This is a genomic window from Cylindrospermum sp. FACHB-282 (genome assembly GCF_014697195.1).
In the GTDB taxonomy this organism is placed as follows: domain Bacteria; phylum Cyanobacteriota; class Cyanobacteriia; order Cyanobacteriales; family Nostocaceae; genus Cylindrospermum.
On sequence record NZ_JACJRJ010000014.1, the window covers coordinates 82582 to 107047 of the forward strand.

At 41.9% G+C, this 24466-nt stretch carries 21 protein-coding genes; 20 read left to right on the forward strand and 1 reads right to left on the reverse strand.

Going from position 1 to position 24466, the window contains the following annotated elements:
* Positions 1 to 45 precede the first annotated feature (45 nt).
* From hpsC to H6G32_RS09950, 19 genes are all read left to right on the forward strand, one after another.
* Complete coding sequence (gene hpsC, locus H6G32_RS09860; RefSeq protein WP_309232578.1) at positions 46 to 1059, forward strand: hormogonium polysaccharide secretion pseudopilin HpsC; 1014 nt, start codon at positions 46 to 48, stop codon at positions 1057 to 1059.
* Positions 1060 to 1097: 38 nt separating this feature from the next.
* Complete coding sequence (locus tag H6G32_RS09865) at positions 1098 to 1799, forward strand: prepilin-type N-terminal cleavage/methylation domain-containing protein (RefSeq protein WP_190457597.1); 702 nt, start codon at positions 1098 to 1100, stop codon at positions 1797 to 1799.
* Positions 1800 to 2181: 382 nt separating this feature from the next.
* The gene (hpsE, locus tag H6G32_RS09870; protein ID WP_190457600.1) at positions 2182 to 3159 is read left to right on the forward strand and encodes a hormogonium polysaccharide biosynthesis glycosyltransferase HpsE; all 978 of its coding nucleotides are present in this window, start codon (positions 2182 to 2184) and stop codon (positions 3157 to 3159) included.
* Positions 3156 to 4148: a hormogonium polysaccharide biosynthesis glycosyltransferase HpsE gene (hpsE, locus tag H6G32_RS09875; RefSeq protein ID WP_190457602.1), complete on the forward strand. Its 993-nt coding sequence runs from the start codon at positions 3156 to 3158 to the stop codon at positions 4146 to 4148. Before hpsE (H6G32_RS09870) ends, hpsE (H6G32_RS09875) begins: the two co-directional genes overlap by 4 nt.
* Positions 4149 to 4160: 12 nt before the next feature.
* On the forward strand, positions 4161 to 5207 hold the full coding sequence (locus H6G32_RS09880) for a glycosyltransferase (protein ID WP_190457604.1): 1047 nt from the start codon (positions 4161 to 4163) through the stop codon (positions 5205 to 5207).
* Positions 5173 to 5742: a type II secretion system protein gene (locus tag H6G32_RS09885; RefSeq protein WP_190457606.1), complete on the forward strand. Its 570-nt coding sequence runs from the start codon at positions 5173 to 5175 to the stop codon at positions 5740 to 5742. The genes H6G32_RS09880 and H6G32_RS09885 overlap by 35 nt, the downstream gene beginning before the upstream one ends.
* A 28-nt stretch (positions 5743 to 5770) precedes the next feature.
* Positions 5771 to 6418 carry a TIGR04282 family arsenosugar biosynthesis glycosyltransferase gene (locus H6G32_RS09890; protein ID WP_190457608.1) on the forward strand — a complete coding sequence of 216 codons (648 nt, stop codon included), beginning with the start codon at positions 5771 to 5773 and terminating at the stop codon, positions 6416 to 6418.
* Between the two features lie 360 nt (positions 6419 to 6778).
* The gene (hpsJ-B, locus tag H6G32_RS09895; protein ID WP_190457610.1) at positions 6779 to 7630 is read left to right on the forward strand and encodes a hormogonium polysaccharide biosynthesis protein HpsJ; all 852 of its coding nucleotides are present in this window, start codon (positions 6779 to 6781) and stop codon (positions 7628 to 7630) included.
* Positions 7631 to 7851: 221 nt separating this feature from the next.
* Positions 7852 to 8697 carry a glycosyltransferase family 2 protein gene (locus H6G32_RS09900; protein ID WP_190457612.1) on the forward strand — a complete coding sequence of 282 codons (846 nt, stop codon included), beginning with the start codon at positions 7852 to 7854 and terminating at the stop codon, positions 8695 to 8697.
* 540 nt (positions 8698 to 9237) lie between these two features.
* Positions 9238 to 9999: a DUF502 domain-containing protein gene (locus H6G32_RS09905; RefSeq protein WP_190457614.1), complete on the forward strand. Its 762-nt coding sequence runs from the start codon at positions 9238 to 9240 to the stop codon at positions 9997 to 9999.
* A gap of 121 nt (positions 10000 to 10120) precedes the next feature.
* Positions 10121 to 10762, forward strand: coding sequence for a transcription antitermination factor NusB (gene nusB / locus H6G32_RS09910; protein WP_190457616.1), 642 nt, complete (start codon positions 10121 to 10123; stop codon positions 10760 to 10762).
* Between the two features lie 147 nt (positions 10763 to 10909).
* Positions 10910 to 12502 (forward strand): signal recognition particle-docking protein FtsY, encoded by a 1593-nt coding sequence (ftsY, locus tag H6G32_RS09915; protein WP_190457618.1) that lies wholly within the window; start codon positions 10910 to 10912, stop codon positions 12500 to 12502.
* Between the two features lie 1168 nt (positions 12503 to 13670).
* Positions 13671 to 15056: a PP2C family protein-serine/threonine phosphatase gene (locus tag H6G32_RS09920; RefSeq protein ID WP_190457620.1), complete on the forward strand. Its 1386-nt coding sequence runs from the start codon at positions 13671 to 13673 to the stop codon at positions 15054 to 15056.
* Between the two features lie 121 nt (positions 15057 to 15177).
* Entirely contained in the window at positions 15178 to 15723 is a 546-nt protein-coding gene (gene psbP, locus H6G32_RS09925; RefSeq protein WP_190457621.1) for a photosystem II reaction center PsbP, read from the forward strand.
* Positions 15724 to 15776: 53 nt separating this feature from the next.
* On the forward strand, positions 15777 to 16373 hold the full coding sequence (locus H6G32_RS09930; protein WP_190457623.1) for a Maf family protein: 597 nt from the start codon (positions 15777 to 15779) through the stop codon (positions 16371 to 16373).
* 465 nt (positions 16374 to 16838) lie between these two features.
* On the forward strand, positions 16839 to 17576 hold the full coding sequence (locus H6G32_RS09935; protein ID WP_190457625.1) for a phycocyanobilin:ferredoxin oxidoreductase: 738 nt from the start codon (positions 16839 to 16841) through the stop codon (positions 17574 to 17576).
* 960 nt (positions 17577 to 18536) lie between these two features.
* Positions 18537 to 19976 (forward strand): HlyD family efflux transporter periplasmic adaptor subunit, encoded by a 1440-nt coding sequence (locus tag H6G32_RS09940; protein WP_190457627.1) that lies wholly within the window; start codon positions 18537 to 18539, stop codon positions 19974 to 19976.
* A gap of 119 nt (positions 19977 to 20095) precedes the next feature.
* Positions 20096 to 21250 carry an ABC transporter permease DevC gene (gene devC / locus H6G32_RS09945; RefSeq protein WP_190457629.1) on the forward strand — a complete coding sequence of 385 codons (1155 nt, stop codon included), beginning with the start codon at positions 20096 to 20098 and terminating at the stop codon, positions 21248 to 21250.
* Positions 21251 to 21414: 164 nt separating this feature from the next.
* The gene (locus H6G32_RS09950; protein ID WP_190457631.1) at positions 21415 to 22119 is read left to right on the forward strand and encodes a DevA family ABC transporter ATP-binding protein; all 705 of its coding nucleotides are present in this window, start codon (positions 21415 to 21417) and stop codon (positions 22117 to 22119) included.
* 59 nt (positions 22120 to 22178) lie between these two features.
* On the opposite strand, the gene H6G32_RS09955 is transcribed toward H6G32_RS09950, so the two are convergent.
* Positions 22179 to 22991 carry a hypothetical protein gene (locus H6G32_RS09955; protein ID WP_190457673.1) on the reverse strand — a complete coding sequence of 271 codons (813 nt, stop codon included), beginning with the start codon at positions 22989 to 22991 and terminating at the stop codon, positions 22179 to 22181.
* 107 nt (positions 22992 to 23098) lie between these two features.
* Between H6G32_RS09955 and H6G32_RS09960 the strand changes: the two genes are divergently transcribed.
* On the forward strand, positions 23099 to 23890 hold the full coding sequence (locus tag H6G32_RS09960) for an HAD family hydrolase (RefSeq protein ID WP_190457633.1): 792 nt from the start codon (positions 23099 to 23101) through the stop codon (positions 23888 to 23890).
* Positions 23891 to 24466 lie beyond the last annotated feature (576 nt).

The window sequence follows — 24466 nt, forward strand, 5'->3', positions numbered from 1 at the left end:
TCAAGTTATTCACTAGCTGTGTATCTATAAAAGGAAGACCACCGTATGATGAGGACGTTAAAATTTCTACTTAGGAGCCATCTGATACGCTCTGGGGTCGTTCAGCAAGTTGGTGGTTTTACCCTAATTGAATTGTTGGTAGGCATGGTTATGGCAGTCCTTGTAATCACGCCGTTGCTGGGATTCATGATCGACATTATGAAAACAGACCAACAGGAGCAAGCCAAGGCAAATTCTGAACAAGAAATCCAAGCTGCACTAGATTACATTTCTCGTGATTTACAGCAAGCAATTTATATTTATGATAGTGCCGGAATCGATGCTATCAAAACTGAACTGCCTAACCCGACAGCTACAGATAGGGTTCCTGTACTTGTGTTTTGGAAACGAGAATTAGTTAACCAGGCAATTACAAATGCAGACAACACCTTAGATGATAGTTTTGTCTACTCATTGGTTGCTTACTATTTAATTCAAGATACCAACCCCAACCCCACTTGGTCTAAAGCTGCTCGGATTGCCAGATGGCAAATTAAAGACGGTGTGCTAGCTACTACTGGGGGTGTACCTTGTACTGGATATCCTGACAAGAAGTATGTTAATTCGGCTAATTGTCCTAGCTCAGGTTTTGCCCTATTTAACCTCGATGGAGTAGGGGCAATAGATGAGAAAATGAAAGCTTGGAAAAAAGCCTCGGAAATCTATACTACCGATGCCGCAGTACTTGTTGACTTTATTGATCAAACCAAAAATGACGCTACCCCAGCTGCACCCGCGGCAACATGCCCCTCTAGCCCTGCTACATGGTCACAAATATCACCGCCAGCCAGTTTTGCTGCTCTTAATCCTAATACTAGTAAAATGACCAGCTTTTATGGCTGTATCAATAAAACAGCTGATGTTACTGATGTTACTGCTATCAGGGTATTTTTACGAGGTAATGCACTTGCTCGTATTGAAAACGACGAATCTAAAATAAATTACGTTGATAGTAAAAAAACCTATTTTCCAAATGCAAGTATACAAGTCCAAAGTCGTGGATATTTGTATACCAAGTAATTGACGATAACCACCGGATTCATCAATAGCAGCTAGTTATGGAAAATTTAAGTTTGAAAATATTGTGCCTAATCGGCAGGAATAAAAAAAGTAACCAGCGATATCTAGGGACTGGATACACTGAACAGGATGCTGGCTTTAGCCTAATAGAAATGCTGGTGGTGATAGTGATGATCGGCATTCTCGGTGCGATCGCCGTTCCTAGCTGGCTGGGCTTTGTGAACCGACAGCGGATGAATAAGGCTAATGATGCCGTTTTAGCTGCTATACAGGATGCACGGCAAACAGCTAAGAACAAAAAAATTAGCTACAGTGTTAGTTTCCGGAAAAGTAGCGTTACCCAACCTATTGAGTTTGCTATTTATCGTACTAAGAAAGATGATGGTACTAATTTGACAGATGCTGAAATCAGCATCTGGAAACCATTAGGGGCAGATTTGGGAGTTGATTCAACCCAATTACTTGTGGGTACAAATCTGACTGGTGAAAACATTGCTACCAATGCTTCTGTATCCTCTTTAAGTACACCCCCAGCAAAAATTACCTTCGACTACATGGGCACTCTGCCGAGTGCTAACTTTGGTACAGCAGTAGCACCATCCACAGAACCACCAGGTTTAAAAATTGTGTTAGCTCCCCCTGGAGGTTCTCTATCTTCGTCTACCAGCCTAAAGCGATGCGTCATTGTGAAAACTCTCTTAGGCTCAACACTCACAGCAAAAGACGAAAAGTGCAATTAAATAATTTAACAGCAATTCAATAAAAATCCGTAAATGTACGCTGTATCAAACTGCATATAGATAGCAAAATTAAAATATCCAGTGCAATTTCAAACTTTTATATATTCGTTTATGGGACTTACGCATTGACAAAAAATGGTAAATATGATCATAGATTTTATTCATTGAAAGTCCTATAAATTGTGCGTTCCCTAACGCACACTACGTGTAAAATGCGTAAAGAGACCCATCGAAAAAGCCTGAAAAGAGGGCACACTTGTACAGTGCGTAAGTCCTAGTTTAGTTGCTAGTAAAAATTAGCAACAGACTACGGTGTTATGGATTTTGCCTATTGTTTGAGTATGTGAAAAAACTGCCCTGATATAAATCTTACTTTAAAGCAATGAACTATTTGCTTGAATTTACTGTAGCCATACCAACTTACAACGGTGAGCATCGTTTACCTGAACTACTAGAACAACTGCGAAATCAACTTTACACAGAAAATTTTTCTTGGGAAATTATTGTTGTTGATAATAACAGCACAGATAACACAGCCGAAGTTGTTCAAAGCTATCAAAAAGATTGGCAATGTGCTTATCCCTTAAAGTACTACTTTGAAGGAAAACAGGGAGCAGGTTATGCCCGAAAAAGGGCAGTTGCAGAAGCTAAAGGCAGATTGATAGGTTTTTTAGATGATGACAATTACCCAGTATCAAACTGGGTAGCCGCAGCTTATAGTTTTGCTCAAAAGCATCCACAGGCAGGAGCTTATGGTAGCCAAATTCACCCAGACTGGGAAGTAAAACCACCAGAAAATTTTCAGAATATTGCTCCTTTTTTGGCAATTACAGAGCGAGGCAATTTACCGCTGCTGTATGAAGCCAAGAAAAAATTATTACCCCCTTCTGCTGGACTGGTTGTTCGCCGACAAGCCTGGTTAGAAAGTGTGCCAAATCAGTCTATTTTAACTGGTAGAGTCACTGGCAATATGCTTACTAGCGAAGACTTAGAAATGTTGTCTTATATCCAAAAAACAGGGTGGGAGATTTGGTATAACCCGGATATGGAAATTTATCACAAAATCCCAAGTATCCGGTTGCAAAAAAAATATTTAATCCCATTTTTTCGAGGTATTGGACTTAGCCGCCATGTCACTAGAATGGTGAATATAAAACCTTGCTATAGACCAGTTGCTTTTTTAGCCTATATGTTCAATGATTTGCGTAAAATTATCTTTCACTTACTCAAATATAGAACCAATTTACAAAGTAATTTAGTTGCAGCTTGCGAGATGCAACTGTACGTTAGTAGTCTTGTTAGCCCGTTTTACCTTTGGAAAAAAGGATATTTAAAAGTAAATAATCAAGATATTACATGAGTGAATTAGTAATTGAAACTTTAGATATCACCGTAGCTATTCCTACGTATAATGGGGAAAATCGTCTACCTCTACTTCTAGATAAGCTTTTCATACAGACGGGAGTAGAACATCTTAACTGGGAAATTGTCATTATAGATAATAATAGTTCTGACAATACATCGGAGGTTATTGGGAATTACCAAAAAACGAGGGAGCTTAATTGTCCATTGAGATACTTTTTGGAAACTGAACAGGGAGCAGCTTTTGCAAGATTGCGGGCAGTACGGGAAGCTAGAGGTCAGCTGATCGCATTTTTGGATGATGATAACTTACCTGATTCTGATTGGTTAGCAGCAGCCTATACCTTTGGGACTGAGCATCCACAAGCAGGTGCGTGGAGTGGTCAAATTCATGGTGAATTTGAAGTAAAACCACCAGATAAATTTGAAAGAATACAAGCTTTTTTAGCCATCAGAGAACATGGATCTGCTCCATATTTATTTGATCCGGATAATTTAAATCTTCCTCCAGGTGCAGCGCTAGTTGTCCGTAAACAAGCATGGTCTGAGAATGTTCCACAACGACCTGCCCTAAGTGGAAAATTACCCGGAATTCTGGTGCAGGGTGATGACTACGAACCATTGCTTTATATCCATCATGCAGGCTGGCAAATTTGGTATAATCCTGCTATGCATACTTATCATCAAATACCACATTGGCGATTAGAAAAAGATTACTTACTAAGTCTGGCTCGTGGTTGTGGTCTGTGTATTTGCCAGCTACGTTTTATCAATGCTAAAAACTGGCAAAAACCAATAATATTTGTGAGGACTATTTTGGGCAACTTACGCCGATTGTTACAGCATCTAATTAGGTATAGAGGTAATTTGAAAAATAATTTAATTGCACTTTTTGAAATGGAATTTTACTTAGGTAGTATGATGAGTCCTTTTTATTTATTAAAATCTTACTACCGCAGGGCTTTAATAAAGAGTAAATCCGTGTAAATCTTGATTAAAATGATTGAAATATCCCCAAATATAACTGTAATTATACCTGCGTATAATAGTGAAAAAACCATTAAGAGAACAATTGAATCTGTTTTAAATCAAACTGTTTCTAATTTTGAATTAATTGTAATTAATGATGGTTCACAAGACTCAACATTAGATATTATTTCACAACTTAACGATACCAGAATCAAGGTATTCTCTTTCGATAATGCTGGTGGTAATGTTAGTCGTAACCGTGGGCTAAACCTTGCAGTTGGAGAATTTGTGAGTTTTTTAGATGCAGATGACATCTGGAAGGCTGATAAGCTTGCAAGCCAGTTGATAGCTTTGCAGGAAAATCCCCAAGCGGCAGTTGCTTATAGCTGGACTGATTATATTGATGAAAACGATGAAATCGTCCTTTCAGGAACACACATTGCTGTAAATGGAGATGTTTATGAAAACTTGCTAGTGACTAATTTTTTAGAAAATGGCTCTAACCCCTTGATTCGGAGAGAAGCTTTAATTGCATTAGGTGGCTTTGATGAATCGCTGAGTGCTGCTCAGGATTGGGATATGTGGCTGCGATTAGCCTGTAAGTTTGAGTTTGTTTGTGTACCATCTGTCCAAATCTTATACCGAATAAGTTCTAATTCAGTTTCTTCTAATCTTGTCAGGCAGGAAAAAGCCTGCTTAAAAGTGCTTGAAAGAGCCTATCAGCAAAAACCATTAGCAGTTAAGAATAATTGGCATCTCAGCCTGGCAAATTTATATAAATATCTGACATGTAAAGCTCTGCAAAAACCATTTAATCGAAGAAAAGGTCTAACAGCCGCTAGATTTTTGGCAAATTATGTCATGAACGACTCTTCAAGGCTCCAGCGAACAAGTTTCAACTTAAAGCTATTATTAAAAATTCTCATAATCCTGGTTATACCTAGCTTGCTATACAGCATTAATAACCAGTATAAAGACAGAAGCCAAGAAAATGGAACATTCCTAAATATCTGGGTAGCTGATAACCAATTAGAAAATAAAAATGGATACCCAGGTGCATTTACTGTCTCTAGCTAACGGGAAAAATATTTTAAATCGTAACTCTAGCGGTGGCTTTACTCTGCTAGAGATGTTAGTAGTTATTTTAGCAATTGGTGTATTAGCCGCTTTGGCGATACCTAGCTGGTTGGCTTTTGTGGATACTCGCCGCCTCAACGCTGCCCAAAGCGAAGTTTACCTGGCGATGCGTCAAGCCCAAAGCCAAGCCGCTAAGGACAAATTGACTTGGCAGGCCAGTTTTCGCGAACAAAATAGCATCCTTCAATGGGCGGTTCATCCTGCTACAATCAACCCATCAGATGCTAAATGGAATAACTTAGATTCCAATGTGCGCTTTGATGATGAAACAACTTTACAAGTGTCTAATAGCGTTAAACGCATCCAATTTGATTACAAAGGTAATGTTAGACAACTGCCCTTAGGAAGAATCACACTATCCAGCAAATATGGTGGAAAAAGTAAGCGCTGCGTTTATGTTTCTACGATTTTAGGCGCAATGCGAACAGCAAAAGAGCGTGGTCAAGCCAACCAAAAGGGTGATTATTGTTATTAAGCTATTTTTCAGCTAAACAAGGCATTGTGTGCAGAAATCACTGACCAGCCCAAAACAACACCTGATTATTTTTACCCGCTACCCAGAACCAGGGAAGACAAAAACCAGACTAATACCTGCTTTGGGTTCTGTTGGTGCGGCCAATCTTCAACGGCAGATGAGTGAACATACAATATTTCAGGTTAAAGAGTTGCAAAAAGCAACTGCTTTATCTGTAGAAGTGAGGTTTGTGGGTGGTGATTCCCAACTGATGCAAGATTGGCTGGGGCTTGGTTTAATTTACCAGTCCCAAGGTGGAGGTGATTTAGGACAGCGCATGGTGCGATCGCTCTTAGATGCCTTTCAAAGTAGTGCAGAACAAGTAGTGATCATTGGTAGCGATTGTCCTGGGTTGAGTTGGCAAATCTTAGCAACAGCCTTTGAGCAATTACACGTTTTTGACCTTGTGCTTGGCCCAGCCATTGATGGTGGTTATTACTTGATTGGTTTACGAAAACCCATTTCGGAGTTATTCGCTAACATCGAGTGGGGAACCGCTCAAGTATTCCAAACAACTGTGGACATTGCCCTGAAGCTGAATTTATCACTGATGTACTTGCCTCCTCTAGCCGATGTTGACCGACCGGAGGATCTACCAATTTGGGATCAAATGCTGGAGAGGGAGATGGAAAAATGAAACAGCCCCAGTCTGGGCGCCTATCTTTAAAATACAACGATTTTATGGAAAATTCCCTAGCATAGCAGTATAATTACAGTATAATTTTATGTCAGTGAATTGTGATAGTGACTAATAAAGCTACCATTCAAAATAGACGAAAAGCTCATGTCATCAGCTTTTTGAATTTTGCGCCTCTTGTAGAGGAGCTACGCTAACGCGTAGCCTGCCGTAGGCTCTATGAGAGAATTTTTAATTCCGCAAAGCGGTACTAGTCTTAAATGTGCTTTGGGTTTCTACATAACAGTTACGGTTATGGGAACAATATTCAAGTAACTTTAAATATGGCAATCACTCCGATTCACGAGAAGTTAAAAAACTATGGTTAACCGTTCTGCTTCTTTGAACACTGCCCTCATACTCAAGGTAATTGGGATAGTTTGCGTTTTGTCTTTTTTCATTGATTTTTTGATTCTGTTGTTAGACTTTAGCCCAAGCAATAAGCAATCACTAATCGTCTTGGCTACATCCCTAGTTGACCGGGGAATTGTGCCCTTAGTAGGGTTAGGGTTGCTGTTTGCTGCATATTGGATGGATAGTGCTGATAGTGCCGGCATAGGCGATCGCTCACGAGGTGGTATCGATTTAAGATTACCAGCGCTGATCATATCAATTCTCTTAGGATTGATGTTCTTGCTGATTTTTCCCATACACCTCAATAATGTGAATCAATTTAAGAATCAAACAGTCAATCAAATCGCCCAAGATGCGGATCTAGCAGAAAACCAACTTAATAACCAGGTATCCAAATTAGAAGCACAACTGAACAATGATCAAGCCAAAGCTCAGTTAGAAAAGCTGCGAACCCAAGCCAAAGGTCAGTTTACTGAATTGCTCAAAGATGAGCAGAAATATAAGCAAGCACTTGAGAACCCCCAAGTGCCGGCAGAGCAGAAAGAATTACTCAAAAGGTTTAAAGCCAATCCCCAAGACCTTGACAAATTTATCGCCCAGCAAACAGATCCTCAGGGAGTGGCAAATCAAAGACGTAACCAAGTTCGCCAGCGCAAAGAAGAGGCTCAAAAACAAGCTCAAGACAGCGCGTGGAAGTCTGGACTGCGGATTGGAGTTAGTACTTTGCTGTTGTCTATCGGTTACAGCATTATTGGCTGGACAGGATTAAGAGGTATGGGTGCTTTACAAGGTGGTAAACGGAAGGCCCCAGCACGCTAATCGACCATTCGTCAGGCAGTAGGAAAAATTCGACAATTGTTGAAGGATTATAGTGCCCCTGCCTGATGGTTAATCACCATAAAAAGCCAAATAAGTAGAGCAACGTAAATAATTAAAGGTTTGTAAGCGGCTCTTAGCCCTCAGTACGAGCTAATTTCAACATTTGTTACTTTACTTAATATAGTTTGATTTCTTTTTGCATACTTACTTAATACCCGGCAATGTTTTCAATTTACATACTGACGTATAACGAAGAGCTAGATATTGCTGCTTGTATCGAGTCGGCGATGCTATCGGATGACATTATTGTTGTGGACTCGTGCAGTAGCGATCGCACCGTGGAAATTGCCAGTCGCTATCCCATCCGCACCATCCAACACCCTTTTGAAAGCCACGGACGCCAACGCACCTGGATGCTAGAGTCTATCCCCCCCAAACACGAATGGGTTTATATTCTAGAAGCAGATGAGCGGCTCACATCAGAACTCTTTGCTGAATGCCTCACAGCCATTGATCATCCAGACTACATCGGCTATTACGTCGCTGAACGGGTGATGTTCATGAATCATTGGATTCGCCATAGCACCCAGTATCCCCGTTACCAAATGCGCCTCTTCCGCCACGGTAAAGTTTGGTTTACAGACTACGGTCATACAGAACGGGAAGTTTGTGACGGTGCAACCAGCTTTTTAAAAGAAACCTACCCCCATTACACTTGTAGCAAAGGCTTGAACCGCTGGATTGAGAAGCACAACCGCTATTCTACAGATGAAGCTCAAGAAACATTGCAACAATTAGAACATGGAAACGTTGAATGGCGAGATTTGTTTTTTGGCAAGTCGGAAGTTGAAAGACGCCGAGCCTTAAAAGATTTGTCTTTGCGTTTACCCGCCAGACCCCTGCTACGTTTTATCTATATGTATTTTCTCTTGGGTGGATGCCTAGACGGACGCGCCGGTATGGCTTGGTGTACATTGCAGGCTTTTTATGAATACCTAATTTTGCTCAAGGTCTGGGAACTAAAGCATTTAGGGGAGGAGCCTAAACAGCGGTCTGATGGGGCTTGAGTCAAGGAGCGAATCTGAAGCAGCGTCTCTTCACGTAGATGATTATTCCTACTTACAGTTTAACTCTATCATTTTTGGCGGTGGTTAAAACCACGCGGGGCGTGTTTCCTCCATCCATCTATTGCCAAGTGGCTTCCACAGTACCCGGTATGATTTTGTGATCTGGCGCGATAGGATTTAGTCATACCGAAGAGACTGGCAATAATCCTTTACAACTCAGACAAGAAAAAAGTAACACCCTTTAAGACTAACCATCTGCCATCATGGTTGGTAGTTGGTATAAGTCTATATGTACGCTGATAGGATCTTTCTCTGGATTTCCGGCAACAAGTACTTGTTTTCACAGCAGTAAGTAAGTAGGCGAAAAGAAATCAAACTATGTTAAGCAAAGTAAAAACTATTGAAATTTGCTCGTAGTGAGGGCTGAAGCCCTCACTACCAACCTTGAATTATTTACGCCAACCTACTTATTTTGACAGTTATTGGCGGCATCTGGTCTGGTGAAAGTAATGTCTTCTGAACTTGACTTTCTCTGGGGCTATGAATACCAATAACAAAAGTTCTACTAGCCTAAAAAAGGAGAATCGGGACTTGGCAATCGATCGCCTCAAACAGGACTTTAAAAACGACCTGATTGCTGGTTTGTTGGTCGTGATACCGCTAGCAACCACCATCTGGCTAACGATCACCATTGCGACTTGGGTAATCAACTTTCTCACCCAAATACCCAAACAACTGAATCCCTTTCATGGGCTGCACCCTATATTAGTAAATATACTGAATCTTGTAGTTGGGCTAGCTGTACCACTACTGAGTATTCTCTTGATTGGCTTGATGGCTAGGAATATAGCAGGGCGGTGGTTACTAGATTTTGGTGAACGGGTATTGCAGGCGATTCCCTTAGCTGGTCAGGTATACAAAACCCTCAAGCAGCTTTTAGAAACAATACTCAAAGATTCCAATGGCAAGTTCCGCCGTGTAATTTTAGTAGAGTATCCCCGTTCGGGAATTTGGGCGATCGCCTTTGTCACTGGTGCAATTAGCAGTGAGATCCAAGCCGCCCTGCCACGTCCGATGCTGAGTGTTTTTATCCCCACCACCCCGAACCCTACCACCGGATGGTACGCAGTCGTGCCTGAAGAAGAAGTAGTCAACCTCTCAATTTCCATTGAAGATGCCTTTAAAATAGTTGTGTCTGGTGGGATAGTCGCCCCCAATACTGCCCTCCCCGCCTTGGGTTTCCCCAAAGAAATAACACCCCTAGAAGCAAAGCAGCCGGTGATCCCGGTCGAAGAACCTTAATATCAACCAGGCATTGTCACAAGCCAATAAGTAATGTTGTTGTTTGACTGTGCCAAAATTGATAGGCTTATAAGTTTTTCCCGCCCGCTTAATCATTAATCGCACAATCACCCCCATTGTTATGCAACGTCGTAAACCCCAGCAAATAGCTCGTGAATTGGCGCTTTTAAGCCTTAGCCAGCTGCCAGTCAGCGTCAAGAAATTGGAAAAATTGCAAGATGAGCAACTAGTATCCAAGTTGGTGTTAGGAGCAGTCAGGACTCTCACCACAGAAGTGCAAGATACCCTCAACAATGCTGCCGGCGAACTGCAACGCAGTAACGATCGCCTTTTAAGCAGCCAAACTAGAGCCTCAGACCTCAATACCGCCAGAACAATGCTCCAAGAGGCGATCGCCCATACCCAAATAGCAATCAATCAACTGGGTACGGCCGTTGACTTCCCAGAATTGATTCAGCTAGCTAATCAAGACAAAGAAGTCCGCAATTATGCCAAAGAAATTGTGATCACCGTTAGCGAAAATCGCCATATTATCGATCAACTCATCTCGGATGCCTTAATAGATTGGCAAGTAACTCGCCTCGCCCAAATCGACCGGGATATTCTGCAAATTTCTGTGGCAGAAATGAAGTTTATGGGAGTTCCAGACAGCATCGCCATCAACGAAGCTGTGGAATTAGCCAAACGCTACAGTGGAGATGAAGGTCATCGGTTTATTAATGGTGTTCTGCGCCGAGTCACCGAACAGAGAAAAACCGCATAGCAAGTCATTCCTGACTAGGTAGGCGTTATGAGTGCTAAGTTTTGAGCAAACGCTGTACTAGCTTTCATCCCTGCTCTGTTGACGAAGCCTGCCGTTAGGCATAGAGACATGGTTTTCTCATTTTTCTGATAACAACTAACTACAGCAATGGTTTTTAATTGGTTCCGCCGTCAATATAACGATTCCTCCGACACCCCTTCGGAAAAACCACAAGGGGAAATTCCTCCAGTACCAGAACCCCAACCAGAACCAGCACCTGAAACGGCACCTGAAACGGCCGACTTGTTGGCATTTGCTAAAGCCGCTTACAAAAATATCCAGCAAAAACAACAATCCCAGACATTAGAAATTCCGCCTGTTTCCACAGATGAGCCAGGTTCAGAAATTTCATCTGTCACGGATGTTACTGCGGAGGAAACTCTAGATACGGGAGTAGCTCAAGTAACTGAATCAAATGCCATTGTTGAGAAAAATGTAGACACTGTTACAGAGGCCATTACAGAGGAGCCAGCCCACTTGGCCGCAGTTGCTGAAAATCCAGATGTCTCTAGTCCAGAGGCACAACCAGCACCAACCGTAGCCAAATCGTTCTTAGAACGAGCAGCAGCAGAAAGGCAAGCCAAGCAAGAACGACTCATAGCCAACGCCATTGAAGTTTCAGAACCAGAGACAGTACAAACTGACAGATTAACCACCGCCATACCAGAGACAGGAGAGGAAATTCCGGGACTGGTATTTGATGATGGGTTTGTCTGGTCAGCAGAGGTTTTGGCAGCCCAAGGTAGACTTCCCCAAGACGTGTCTATTGAAGAAATTACCTGGCTGAAAAAGCTCAGGCAAGGCTTAGATAAAACCCGTCGTAGTATCCTTAACCAACTAAAAGCAATTGTTGGTCAAGGCCCCTTGAACCAAGCCGCCGTGACGGAAATTGAGTCCGTACTCCTACAAGCTGATGTGGGTGTAGAGGCAACAGATTTTATTATCAATGCACTACAGAAAAAACTACTCCAAGAAGTTACCCCACCAGAGGAAGCGATCGCCTACCTGAAACAAATCCTCCGGGATATGTTAGATGCGCCAAGCATTACAGCCGACAAATCCACCTTTACCCCAGAAAAAGGAACCCTGAATATTTGGTTAATCACTGGGGTGAATGGTGCTGGTAAAACTACCACCATCGGGAAAATCGCCCACCTGGCTCAAAAATCTGGGTATAAATGCTTGATTGGTGCTGCCGACACCTTCCGCGCCGCTGCCGTGGAACAGGTGAAAGTTTGGGGCAATAGAAGCGGTGTGGAAGTAATCGCTAATCCAGGTAAAAATACTGATCCGGCAGCAGTGGTGTTTGATGCGATCGCCGCCGCCCAGGCGCGGGAAACAGAATTACTACTGGTAGATACCGCTGGACGCCTGCAAAATAAGAAAAATTTAATGGACGAACTCAGTAAAATCCGGAAAATTATTGACAAAAAAGCTCCAAATGCTCATGTAGAATCACTCCTAGTTCTAGATTCTACCTTAGGGCAAAATGGACTACGGCAAGCTGAGGTCTTTTCCCAAGCAGCCCAACTTAGTGGAGTTGTACTAACCAAGCTAGATGGTACCGCCAAAGGAGGCGTTGCCCTTGCCGTTGTGCAGCAACTGGGTTTACCCATCCGCTTTATTGGTGCTGGTGAAGGAATTGAAGACCTGCGCCCCTTTTCTAGCTATGAGTTTGTCGAGGCGCTATTGAGTGGCTAGGTTAAAAATTTTGCGTTAAGATTTCTTCTTTGCAAACTAATAAATTTAGGACTTACAACCTAGAATAATCACTTAGAATCCGCAAAAAATAAATACTGGAAAAAGCGTAAGTGCTGAAGTCAGGAAGCCAGGTCTAAAGACACCCTTGCTTGTATGAGCAATCAATCAAGCCGTCCTGACCAGACCACCCTGAGCTCAGTCGAACGCGAACAGCGTCCCGTAGAGAAGGGTAACCGTTATTTGAGTCACGACACCCTAGAATGGGTAGCCCCTTCGGGGTATCTCCTGGGTCGACGCTACGCGAACAGTAGTCGCTCATGGGGAGCCACTGCGTTGGACGGGTTCCCCGGCTTAAAGCACGTGGCGTGGAAACCCTTGGAAAAAACCTCTCCAAAATTGGCGGTTCCAACGCTAGTTGACGGCTTATATAATCTCGTTTTCACACAAAATCTTAGGTGATGCCGCCAAAAAGCACCGATTTGACCCATCTAACGAGTAGATTTTGGATAATTTTATATAACTTTTAAGTTAAATATTTTGGGTTATACTTTTGCTAACTTGTATTTACCTAATTTAAAGAGTGATTTTTTCAGCCAGCTAAATGGCATCTTTAGCAATTCAAAAATTTGTCAAAAGAGAAATCCTCAATAGAAAACTCTATTTTTGGTAAATATTCAGGGAATTTATGGTATACAACTTAAAGGTTTGCCAACTTATTTGCATATTTTAGTTCCTAGGCATCAGAATGAGTATTTTTATCCTCTAACCCCAAAAACTTCCCACGCACCCCTAAAAATCCTGGGAATCTAATTCCAAATAGGTATCATAAAACCATGAAAAATTATTGTGCTACCGCAGAAATGTTCTGTCTCAAGATATATGAATTGCTAATTAAGTTATGAAAAAATAAAAGGCTTTGTGGCGTCTCATCGAAATTACTGGCTTTTGTAGGCGGATTTTTAACTAAGAAATACATTACTTAAAATTCCTAATATTTGACAAGAAATGTAATCAGCAAATGCAATACTGCTAAAAGTTAAGCCTTACGTCTTTATACTCTTGCTAAAATCACAAATTTTGTCCCAATATGGTTTAGCAATCCCAGAGATAAAGGGGTTATAAACAATCTCAAATCTGCTGTTCTTAAAGTGTAATAATATCTCTACCTGTGTCCCAATTGCCCTCTCAACCCACTGAAAGTAATACTAGTGCCGCGACAGATGTCACACCAGTCGTGGCGCTAAAAGAACTCGTAGCAAGGTTGCACCGGGAACAAAATAAAATTCAAGATTTACTCAGTTCTTTAGGGTTTGCTCTCAGAAGCTTCAATAATTTGAATCAATTTTTGGAGCTGATTCCCCTGATGGCAACAAGAGTCACAGATGCCGATGGTAGTGCTTTATTTCTCTACAAACCTAATGGTCAAGTTAGGTTAGAGCAACTACACTGGCAAGATAGTCGCCAGCGAAAGAATATCCGCAAAGCTCTAGAAACAGCTAGCAGTCAAATCACACTTGTGCCAAACTCTGTCCCTCTAGCAACTTCTACAGGAATTTTGGATGATCAGATGCATCGCTGTTTGGGGCCAGATGTGCAAGTATTTGGTACGGCAATTTTAGTGAAACATACAGAACGTGGTTGGCTGTATGTATTGAGCCGCGATCCGGAATATAGTTGGACAGAAACCAGACAAAAGTTAGTCAGGTTAGTGGCAGATCAAACGGCAGTAGCGATTGAAAACGATGAACTGGCTGTAGAACTGAGGAAAAAAGAACGCCTAGACCAAGAACTAGAAATTGGCGCAGAAATTCAACGCCGGCTTTTACCACGTCAATGTCCGATGATTCCTGGTGTAGTTCTTGCCGCACGTTGTAAACCTGCCAATCGTGTTGGTGGTGATTACTACGACTTTATTCCCACCAATCACAATCAAACTCAGCCGAACATTAATGGCAGCAAAGAAAGTATCCCCTGGGGTTTGGTAATAGGGGATGTAATGGGTAAAGGTGTCCCCGCAGGGTTGATTATGACCATGATGCGCGGAATGCTAAGAGGAGAAGTACTACATGGTAATTCCCCAGCCAAGATTCTGCAAAATTTGAATCGAGTGATGTATGCGGATTTGGAAAATTCCCACCGCTTTATCACGCTGTTTTATTCAGAATATGATCCCCAAAATCGAGTTTTGTCTTATAGCAATGCGGCACATAATCCCCCCTTGTGGTGGCACGCAGCTACAAAAAACGTCACCCGTTTGGATACTTTGGGAATGCTGATTGGTTTGGATGCCAATAGCCAATATGAAGATGCCCAAGCACAGTTAGAGCCTGGGGATACAATTATTTACTATACAGATGGTTTGACTGATGCTGCCGCGGCAAGTGGCGATCGCTTCGATGAAGAAAATTTTATCACTTCTTTTAACGCTGCCTGCCGCTATTGCAACGGGCCACAGGAGATTGTCGATTACCTCTTTGACCAAGTTCAGCAATTTATCGGCCCCGATAGGCAAAATACCGATGATATGACCTTGGTTGTCTTGCAAATTCTCTAGCAATTATCAGTTGTCAGTTCTCAGTAGAAAAAACCAACAACTGCGTACCTGTTGATGGGAGAATGAAAATGTAACATGAAGCTTGCCCTGTGTTGCTTCCAGCCCAAAGGAATTTTGATAAATGTGGAAAAGAATTGCGTTAATCTTGCTATTGGTGTTTAGCTTCAGCCTGAGTAATTCTGATGTAGCAGCTGCGGCAGGACTCAAAAGCTTTGTAGATAGTACTGATGGCTATCAGTTTTTATATCCTAATGGCTGGTTGCAAGTTAAAGTTGCCAACGGCCCCGATGTGGTGTTCCACGATTTGATTGAGGTATCGGAAAATGTCTCAGTGGTGATTAGTCCTGCTCCCGAAGGCAAAACTTTGGCAGAACTGGGGACACCCACAGAAGTAGGATACAGGTTGGGAAAAGCGGCTCTTGCTCCTCCTGACTCTGGTCGTACAGCCGAATTAGTCAATGCTGGACAGAAAGAAGTTGACGGTAAAATATACTACCTATTAGAGTATGCGGTGAAACTCCCTAATCAGCAACAAAGACACAACATCGCCAGTGTTGCTGTTAGCCGTGGTAAAGTTTTTACCTTTAACGCCTCCGTTCCTGAAAAACGTTGGCAAAAACTTCAACGAATGATTGATGAGGTTGTTACTTCTTTCACGGTGTATTAATTAGAAATGGGGCATGGGGATAATTATTAATGTCCAATGCCCAACTTTAATTTATGAAAATTCCGCAATTTGTACTTGCCTCTGCTTCTGTTGCGCGACGCCGTTTGCTGCAAACCGTTGGTATTGAACCAATAGTTTGCCCTAGCGATTTTGATGAGTCGCAAATCCAACTGAGTGATCCTGCACTATTGGTGCAAACTTTGGCCCAATGCAAAGCGGAAACTGTAGTCTCGCAGTTTACATCAGCTTTGATTATGGGTTGTGATTCGGTTTTGGCAATCAATGGTGAGATTTATGGCAAACCAGCGGATGCAGTTGAGGCGATCGCACGTTGGCAATTGATGCAAGGTAACTTTGGCGACCTTTATACAGGTCATATCTTAATTGACACTACACAAAGTAAGGCAGTTGTCAAGTATCAAGTGACAAGGGTTTATTTTGGGAAGATGAGCGATCGCGCCATTTCTGCCTATGTCGCTACAGGTGAACCACTCAACTGCGCTGGAGCCTTTGCTATTGAAGGTTTTGGCAGTTTTTTCGTGGAAAGAATCGAGGGTTGTCACACCAATGTGATTGGACTGAGTTTACCTTTATTGCGGCAGATGTTGGCAGAATTAGGATATGAAGCCACAGATTTTTGGCAACATTAGTTATCCGAATACTGCGAGCGCTCTCCCTATTTTGAATTTTGAAGTGTTTATTATTGCTTCCCCATGATCGGGAATCCAGACTAGCCACTCGTTTTCAGAAACCTGACACAATAACAATGCTTCATCAAAACTAAAGGGATTGGGAAGTTCCCACAGGTGTATCCAAGCCGAGGTTGGGAATTTTTGGGAATCAGACTTGCTTAAACAGTTCAGATTTTGCCTTCTTGATTGCACAGCAAAATCAGGTTTATGAGAATCTAGTTTCATACCTGGGTGTTAGCCTTAGCTAATTGGCTAATCTAAAATTATTTCTGTAACCTAGGATACAAAATAAATAATATACTTGAAAAGTCAACGTTTCATAACGTTACATTGGCGTCAGTGTTTGCTTAATATTGCGGGACAGAGCAGAAGTGGCGCGGCTAGTTGTAGACTGACAACTAGATTTTATTGGCCCACGAGAATATGTCTTCTACTTCTACCCCTTCCCTGCGTGAGCAACAACATCCCCTAATTCGTCAACTAGCTGATTGTATTGAGGCAGTTTGGCACAAGCACTTAGATTTATCACCCTACCATTTGCCTGCTGAGTTGGGATATGTAGAAGGTAGACTAGAGGGGGAAAAATTGACAATTGAAAACCGCTGCTATCAAACACCACAGTTCCGGAAAATGCACTTGGAACTAGCAAAAGTGGGAAATATGCTGGATATTTTGCACTGCGTCATGTTTCCCCATCCAGAATATGACATCCCCATGTTTGGTTGCGATTTAGTTGGGGGTAGGGGTCAAATTAGTGCAGCGATCGCCGATCTTTCTCCTGTAAACTTAAACCGTAGCCTACCATCCGCTTACACTACAGCACTTACTGAGCTACCAGCACCGAACTTTTCCCAACCCCGTGAATTACCTGAATGGGGAAATATCTTCTCTGATTTTTGCATCTTCGTGCGCCCCAGTTCCCCAGAAGAAGAAACTCAGTTTCTGTTGCGCGTACAGGAATTTTTAGATATTCATTGCCAAAATGCGATCGCATCTACACCCGTTGCACCAGATAAAATGGCGCAAATCCTCGCTGGACAAAAAAACTACTGCACCAAACAGCAGCAAAACGACAAAACCCGTCGCGTACTAGAAAAAGCCTTTGGCCCAGCTTGGGCAGAAAATTACATGACCACAGTTTTGTTTGATTTGCCGGATTAATCATCTCCCCCTCTCCTCATTGTCCCATCTGTAGGCTCTGTTACGTTTTCCCCCAACTGATGAATGTAGAATTCATTTAACCAGAGTTTGATGGAGTCAGAAAACAGCAGCAGGGAGAACAGCGAATCAGTTCTTTAGAGCAGATATCTAAAGATACTTTGTTGTAGTGATTTCCACATATTCAATGGGATGGGGAATGAATAAAGTGTCCTGCTTCTCCCCCCCATAATTAGAAATCAGGTGCTTCCGCAATTCGATATTTTGGTGATGTTAGGAATGCTCTATTTGACAGATATTTTTCAGTTGGTCGAAAACTTGACTTAAGGAAACTTCACTTTTGTTGCCAGATTGAATCCATCAACGGCAGCAGTTTGTTTTTCATGTTGTTTTGTAGATTTTATTCGTCTTGACTCTTCTTCATTCAAGATGGACGCCAGTAGCGGGAGCAACTCTCATCATCTCACCTAGCGAAAAGTGATCATTGCCTAATCTTACTTCCATAACTCAGAGGGAGAAGAGGCTGTTGGCATCATCTTTCCAAAACCTAGCAGCAGTCATCTATGGTTGCAGAACATCTTGGCGATTGTCTGTTAACTAAAATCTACCTAAATTTATACCAGGTTGCCTTGCCAAGCGCACCCTAGGCCAACAGAAATAGTATCTGGGTGATGGAGTTGGTGAATTCAAAATTTTGAATTCTCTTAATTTCTGTTGCACGCCAATTTCACTCATACTCAAAAGCTATTTAAGAGCCAGCTAGTTTCCTCGCGCGATTGTTGTAGAAATTTGTCGCGTTCAGCGTTCATTGGGTAGTTGATTTTCAGCGATACCAGCTTTTAGCCACTGTTGTTTTTCCTCAGCAACTAACTGTTTACTTAAGAACCTTTTTGACTAATTCAACTGGGGCTAATTAGCATTTTTACGTCCATTAGCACAATTTAGATAAACGAGCAATATACCATGTCAAGGGTGACTGAGAAGCCAAAGTCAACGGAACAGCCACTTGAGCAACCTAAGGTTTGGTGGGGCATTGCTGTAGCTTTGCCAGTTGCGATCGCCGCCGGATTTCTAGCTACAGCCAAAATTGAGCAGCTGAAAAAACTAACTTCCTCTCTACCAATGGCACCAGTTGCCAACAGCGTTAGTGCTGTGGGGCGTTTGGAACCGCGAGGAGAAGTTGTTAAACTTTCTGCTCCAACTGCCGGATCAGCCGCAGGCTCACGCATTCAACAACTCCTAGTCAGAGAAGGGCAGCGAGTCAGAGAAGGTCAAGTGGTGGCGATTTTAGACAACCGCGATACCCAAATAGCCGCAGTAGAAGAAGCAAAAGCCAAACTGCAAGAATCTCGTGCTAATTTAGCCCAAGTCAGAGCTGGTTCACCAAGAGACATTCAAGCTCAAAGAGCAGTTGTTGATCGCCTAGGAGCCGAGTTAGCTGGAGAAAGTAGGGTTCAGCAAGCAACAATCGCTAGAATCGCCGCCGAGTTAAGTGGGGAAAAAATTGCCCTACAAGCAACAGTTAATCGCCTAGAAGCCGAACTCAGAGGGCAAAGAGATAGTTTAAGAGCAACGGTTGCACGAATACGAGCTGAACGGCGCAACGCCCAAGTCGATGCCGGACGCTATGATTATCTATACAAAGAAGGTGCTATTTCCCAGCAAGAACGAGATAGAAGGCGTTTGAGTGCGGATACTTCTAATCAGCAAGTAGCCGAAAGCCAAGCTAACCTGAGACAGGCATTGGCAACTCTGCAACAGCAAATTGGTGAAGCCAGAGCTAACCAAGTAAAAACTTTAGCAACTTTGCAACAGCAGCTAATTGAAGCCAAAGTTAACCGCGATAAAACCATCGCAACTTTGGGCAGGCAAATCGACCAAGAACAAGCCAAATTGAAAAGACTCCTAGAAGTTAGTCCCACTGATGTGCTGGTAGCCCAAGCTCAAGTTACCAATGCGATCGCACTTGTGAGAAGAGCGCAAGCAGAACTCAATTTGAGCTACATCAAAGCACCAATTGCTGGGGAGATATTAAAAATTCACACCAAGTCAGGAGAAATAATGAGTTCAAACGGCATTGCCGAGATTGGACAAACCGATCAGATGTTTGTCGTTGCCGAAGTTGCCGAAGACAGTATTGGTAAAGTGCGTATCGGTCAAAACGCTACTATCACCAGCGATAACGGGGCATTTAGCGGAGAATTAAAAGGAACAATCACAGAAATTGGCAGAAAAATCGGCAAAAAAGATGTGCTGAATACAGATCCAGCAGCAGATGTAGACGCCAGAGTAGTAGAAGTGAAAATTGCTCTACCTCCAGAATATAGCCAGCGAGTTTCCGGTTTAACCAACGCTAAAGTTATTGTCGAAATTAAATTCAATCAAGTTAAGAATGAGCAGTAATTATCTTATCTCCCCTGCCATATTATTACTCAGGGTAATACACCCATTCATCAACCAAGTAATTATCCCGAAAATATATTAGGGATAATTTATGAACTAACTGCTGGGAACACTGGAAAATGAATCAAAAAATACCTCTGTCATGGCTGCAACTGACTAGGGAAAAAACTCGCCTAGCTGTAGCTTTAGCAGGCATTAGCTTCGCTGATATTTTGATGTTTATGCAACTTGGCTTCCGGGATGCTTTATATTATAGTAACGTGCGAATGCATAGCAGCTTACAGGGTGATATTGTTTTAATTAACAGTCAATCTAACGCTGTACTTTCGATGAAAACTTTTTCTGAAAAGCGGCTATATAAAGCTTTAGATTTACAGACAGTGCAATCAGTACATCCTATATATTTGGACTATACAAGCTGGAAAAATCCCGTTACAGGTCGCCCTCGAAGCATCCTCATTTTTGGCATGAACCCACAAGTTAACGTGTTTAACCTGCCTGGTATTCAGGAAAATTTAGATAAACTTAAACTACCTGATGTGGTCTTGTTTGACCGTTCTTCCCGGTTAGAATACGGGCCAATCGCTGCTGATTTTCAGCAAGGTAAAACTGTAACAGCAGAAGTAAGAAGGAGGCAAATTAAAGTTGGAGGACTATTTACTTTAGGTGCATCTTTTGGGGCAGATGGCAATTTAATTGTCAGCGATATTAACTTTTTACGCATATTTAATAACCGTCAGCGTGGTTTAATTGATATTGGGCTAATTAGATTAAAGCCAGGACTAGATTCAACAATAGCTGCTCAACAATTACGAGATTATCTGCCCAAAGATATCAATGTTTTAACCAAGCAAGAATTTATCGATTTTGAACGGAATTATTGGGCAAGTAGTACAGCTATTGGGTTTATTTTCACATTAGGAACAATTATGGGTTTCATAGTAGGAACTGTGATTGTTTATCAAATATTGTATACTGAGGTAACAGATCACTTATCTGAATATGCCACTCTCAAAGCAATAGGCTATACACAAAACTATTTATTAACCGTTATTCTTCAAGAAGCTTTAATGTTAGCAGTTTTAGGGTATATGCCAGGATTTGCTTTTACTTTATTTATGTACAAAGCCGCTAGAGATGCTACACTTTTACCCGTTTTTATGAGCCTTAACCGTGCTGTAATGGTGTTAATAATGACTATGCTAATGTGCTTTATTTCTGGTGTGATTGCCGTCAGGAAATTGCGTTCTGCTGATCCAGCAGATATTTTTTAATTTAAAGTTTATCAATAAAGTTTTGGCAAGGCAAATAATTATCAATCAAATATGAATTAGCTAAAACTTTTATAATTCATATTTAAGAAATTTTAATTCCTAACTCTTTGCTTGTGTCCACTAGATTTTTGTCTAGGAACTGCTTACTTCTAGCTATGTAATTTATGATGAAAAAAGAACCTGTAATCGCTATTCAAAATCTCAACCACTACTATGGTAGAGGTGCCCTAAGAAAACAGATATTATTTGACATCACCCTAGAAATTTATGCCGGAGAAATTGTAATTATGACTGGGCCATCAGGGTCAGGTAAAACTACATTACTCAGCTTAATTGGTGGTTTGCGGTCTGTACAAGAGGGAAGTCTGAAATTTTTAGGTCAAGAACTATCAGGCGCTAGTCAAAGCAAATTAGTGGAGAGTCGGCGCAATATTGGTTATATTTTCCAAGCTCACAATTTGCTGGGGTTCTTAACTGCTAGGCAAAATGTGCAAATGGCCGTGGAATTAAATAAGCAGATTTCTCAAACTGAAGCTGTTACTAAGTCAGAAGCGATGCTTGGGGCAGTTGGTTTAGAGGCACGAATGAACTACTACCCAGACAATCTTTCTGGTGGACAAAAACAAAGAATCGCGATCGCACGTGCTTTGGTGAATTGTCCCCCACTGGTGCTAGCAGACGAACCAACAGCGGCTTTAGACAAGCAATCAGGACGCGATGTTGTAGAAATCATGCAGCGTCTTGCCAAAGAACAGGGAACTGCTATCTTGTTGGTAACTCACGACAACCGGATCTTAGATATAGCCGATCGCATCGTAGAAATGGAAGATGGACTTTTAACTCGTAATGCCCAAAATACTCGGCAATAATCTCATAACTCATAATGCATAACTCATAACTATGATCTAAGAGCACCCTGAAATTGAGATTATTTTTTAGTAACTCCTGGTTGTTTCATTGGAGGCTGTAACGGATTAGTAGATTGGCGGCTAGTGCGAAAAGTTACATTCACGCCCTCATTCGATTGTTCTAGCACCAGCAATGGCGTAGGTTTAGCCTTTTGATCCCAATGCATATAGGCAATCCGACCTTGAATTGTCGGTTGCCAGTTATCTTCATCTTCCATTGGGCTAAGGTAAGTTTCTATACAGTCAATAATTTGGCTAATAGTGGCAGAAGTTGCCTGGGTCGGTAACTTCATTAACCGGATTTGAATCCGAAACAACACTCGCTTGACAATGTTCGGCGTAGTACCAGCTTCATACTCTACATCAAACATTTCATCTATATGCCTGCCAGTATTACTGGCAATCCCCACCGATCCTTGTTGGGCTTGATTGGGACGCAGGGCTTGAGTAATTTTATCTTTGACCTTGATTTTAACTTGATTAACGATCGCAAAATGAAACACCTCCTCTGACATCCGCATCCGCAAATAATCCAAGTTAAAATCCCGCGAGTTAACTAAATCGGGATTAGTTTCCATTGTGCGAATAGTTCCTAGAGCTAGCTTAAACTTTTTCTCTAGTTCTCGCGTGCGGAATTCTTCAAACTTGAGTTTTTTCTCCAGCCGATTGATCACGATTTTGCCATACACAAGTAGAGCAATTAGCCCGAAAATTATTCCTCCAGAGGTGATCAGCAACAATGGTGGTGTTTGCAGATCGCTGGCTAGTACTTCCTGGGAGACTTTTTTAGTCTTGAATCCTGAAGATTGAGCAAGATATACCGAACTAAGCATGGTTGGCAAACTGAAAAATTTGATTCCTAATTCTTAGCTTGCCCAAATATTGGATATCATCTTGCTGTATTGTTAGTATTTTTTACAGCTTTTTCTAAATTTCATATATGAACAGACACCAACAACTGTCTGAGGTGGCATCTACTTACTTCAGTAATATTCGCCTCGTAGCTACAGATATGGATGGCACTTTGACTAGCGGAGGAAAATTTACTCAAGCACTACTGCAAGCTTTAGAAGATTTGGCAGCAGACGGTATTCAGGTACTAATTGTTACCGGACGTTCAGCAGGGTGGGTGAGTGGATTAAGTAGCTTGATGCCGGTTGCAGGTGCAGTTGCCGAAAACGGCGGTTTATTCTATCCATCTGCAAACCTGAAACCCTTAGCCTTAACTCCCATTCCCGACTTAGCTCACCATCGCCACCATTTAGCTACAACTTTTAAGCAATTACAAAGTAAATTTCCCCAAATCCAAGAATCTGCTGACAATCGCTTTCGGATCACTGACTGGACTTTTGATGTAGACTCTTTAACGCCAAATGAACTAAAAACCCTAGGTAATCTCTGTCAGCAAATGGGTTGGGGATTTACCTACAGCAATGTCCAATGTCATATAAAACCCCAAGGACAAGATAAAGCCGTGGGATTGTTGCAAGTATTGCGCGAATACTTCCCCGAATACTCATCATCACAAGTTGTCACCGTTGGCGATAGTCCCAATGATGAAAGTTTATTTGATCGGCGTTATTTTCCTATATCTGTAGGTGTGGCCAATGTGGTCGAATATGCAAATCAGTTGCAACATCAGCCTGCTTATGTAACTACGGCTGCTGAAGGAGAAGGATTTTGTGAACTATCTAGTTATATTTTGCAAAGCCGCTCAAAACAAAGTAGTTAGCCGGAGCCAAACTATTGGTCTAAAGTGACGTACTCCACACACTCTCCTTAGAAAGCGAGACGCTGTTCGCGTTCGGGTGAGTGTAAGCTCTCTCAGCGACTCTTCTTTGAAGACATTTACTGAGCTTTAAGACCGTGCGCCACACGGTTCTTTGGTTGATCCAAACAATTAGCTTTTATTTTAATAGGCTGCTTTTCAGCATTTAATTCGATTACACCTATCAATCAAATTGTATCACAAGGAGAGAAGAATAAGATTTGTTCGTTTGGGACCTGCAAAACCTCCCTCGCCTGCGGCATTGGTCGGAGAACTGTCGTCAACTCACTCGTATTCATCTCATCACCTCCCTATCGGGTAGGTGAGAGGCTTCTACTTTTTAAGCTAAAACAGTTGAATAGGTGAAGAGAATAAGGCGATGGCGCAAAGCGTCCAAAATTCGTGGCAATCAATATTTAGACATGGAGAAAGGGATTGCTTAGACTAAATAAGTATAAAAAATATTTTTCTTGTTTAAGTAATCTCCATTTTTATCCGTGACTAGAACAAATATATTAGTTTATCCTTATCAAAGGCTTT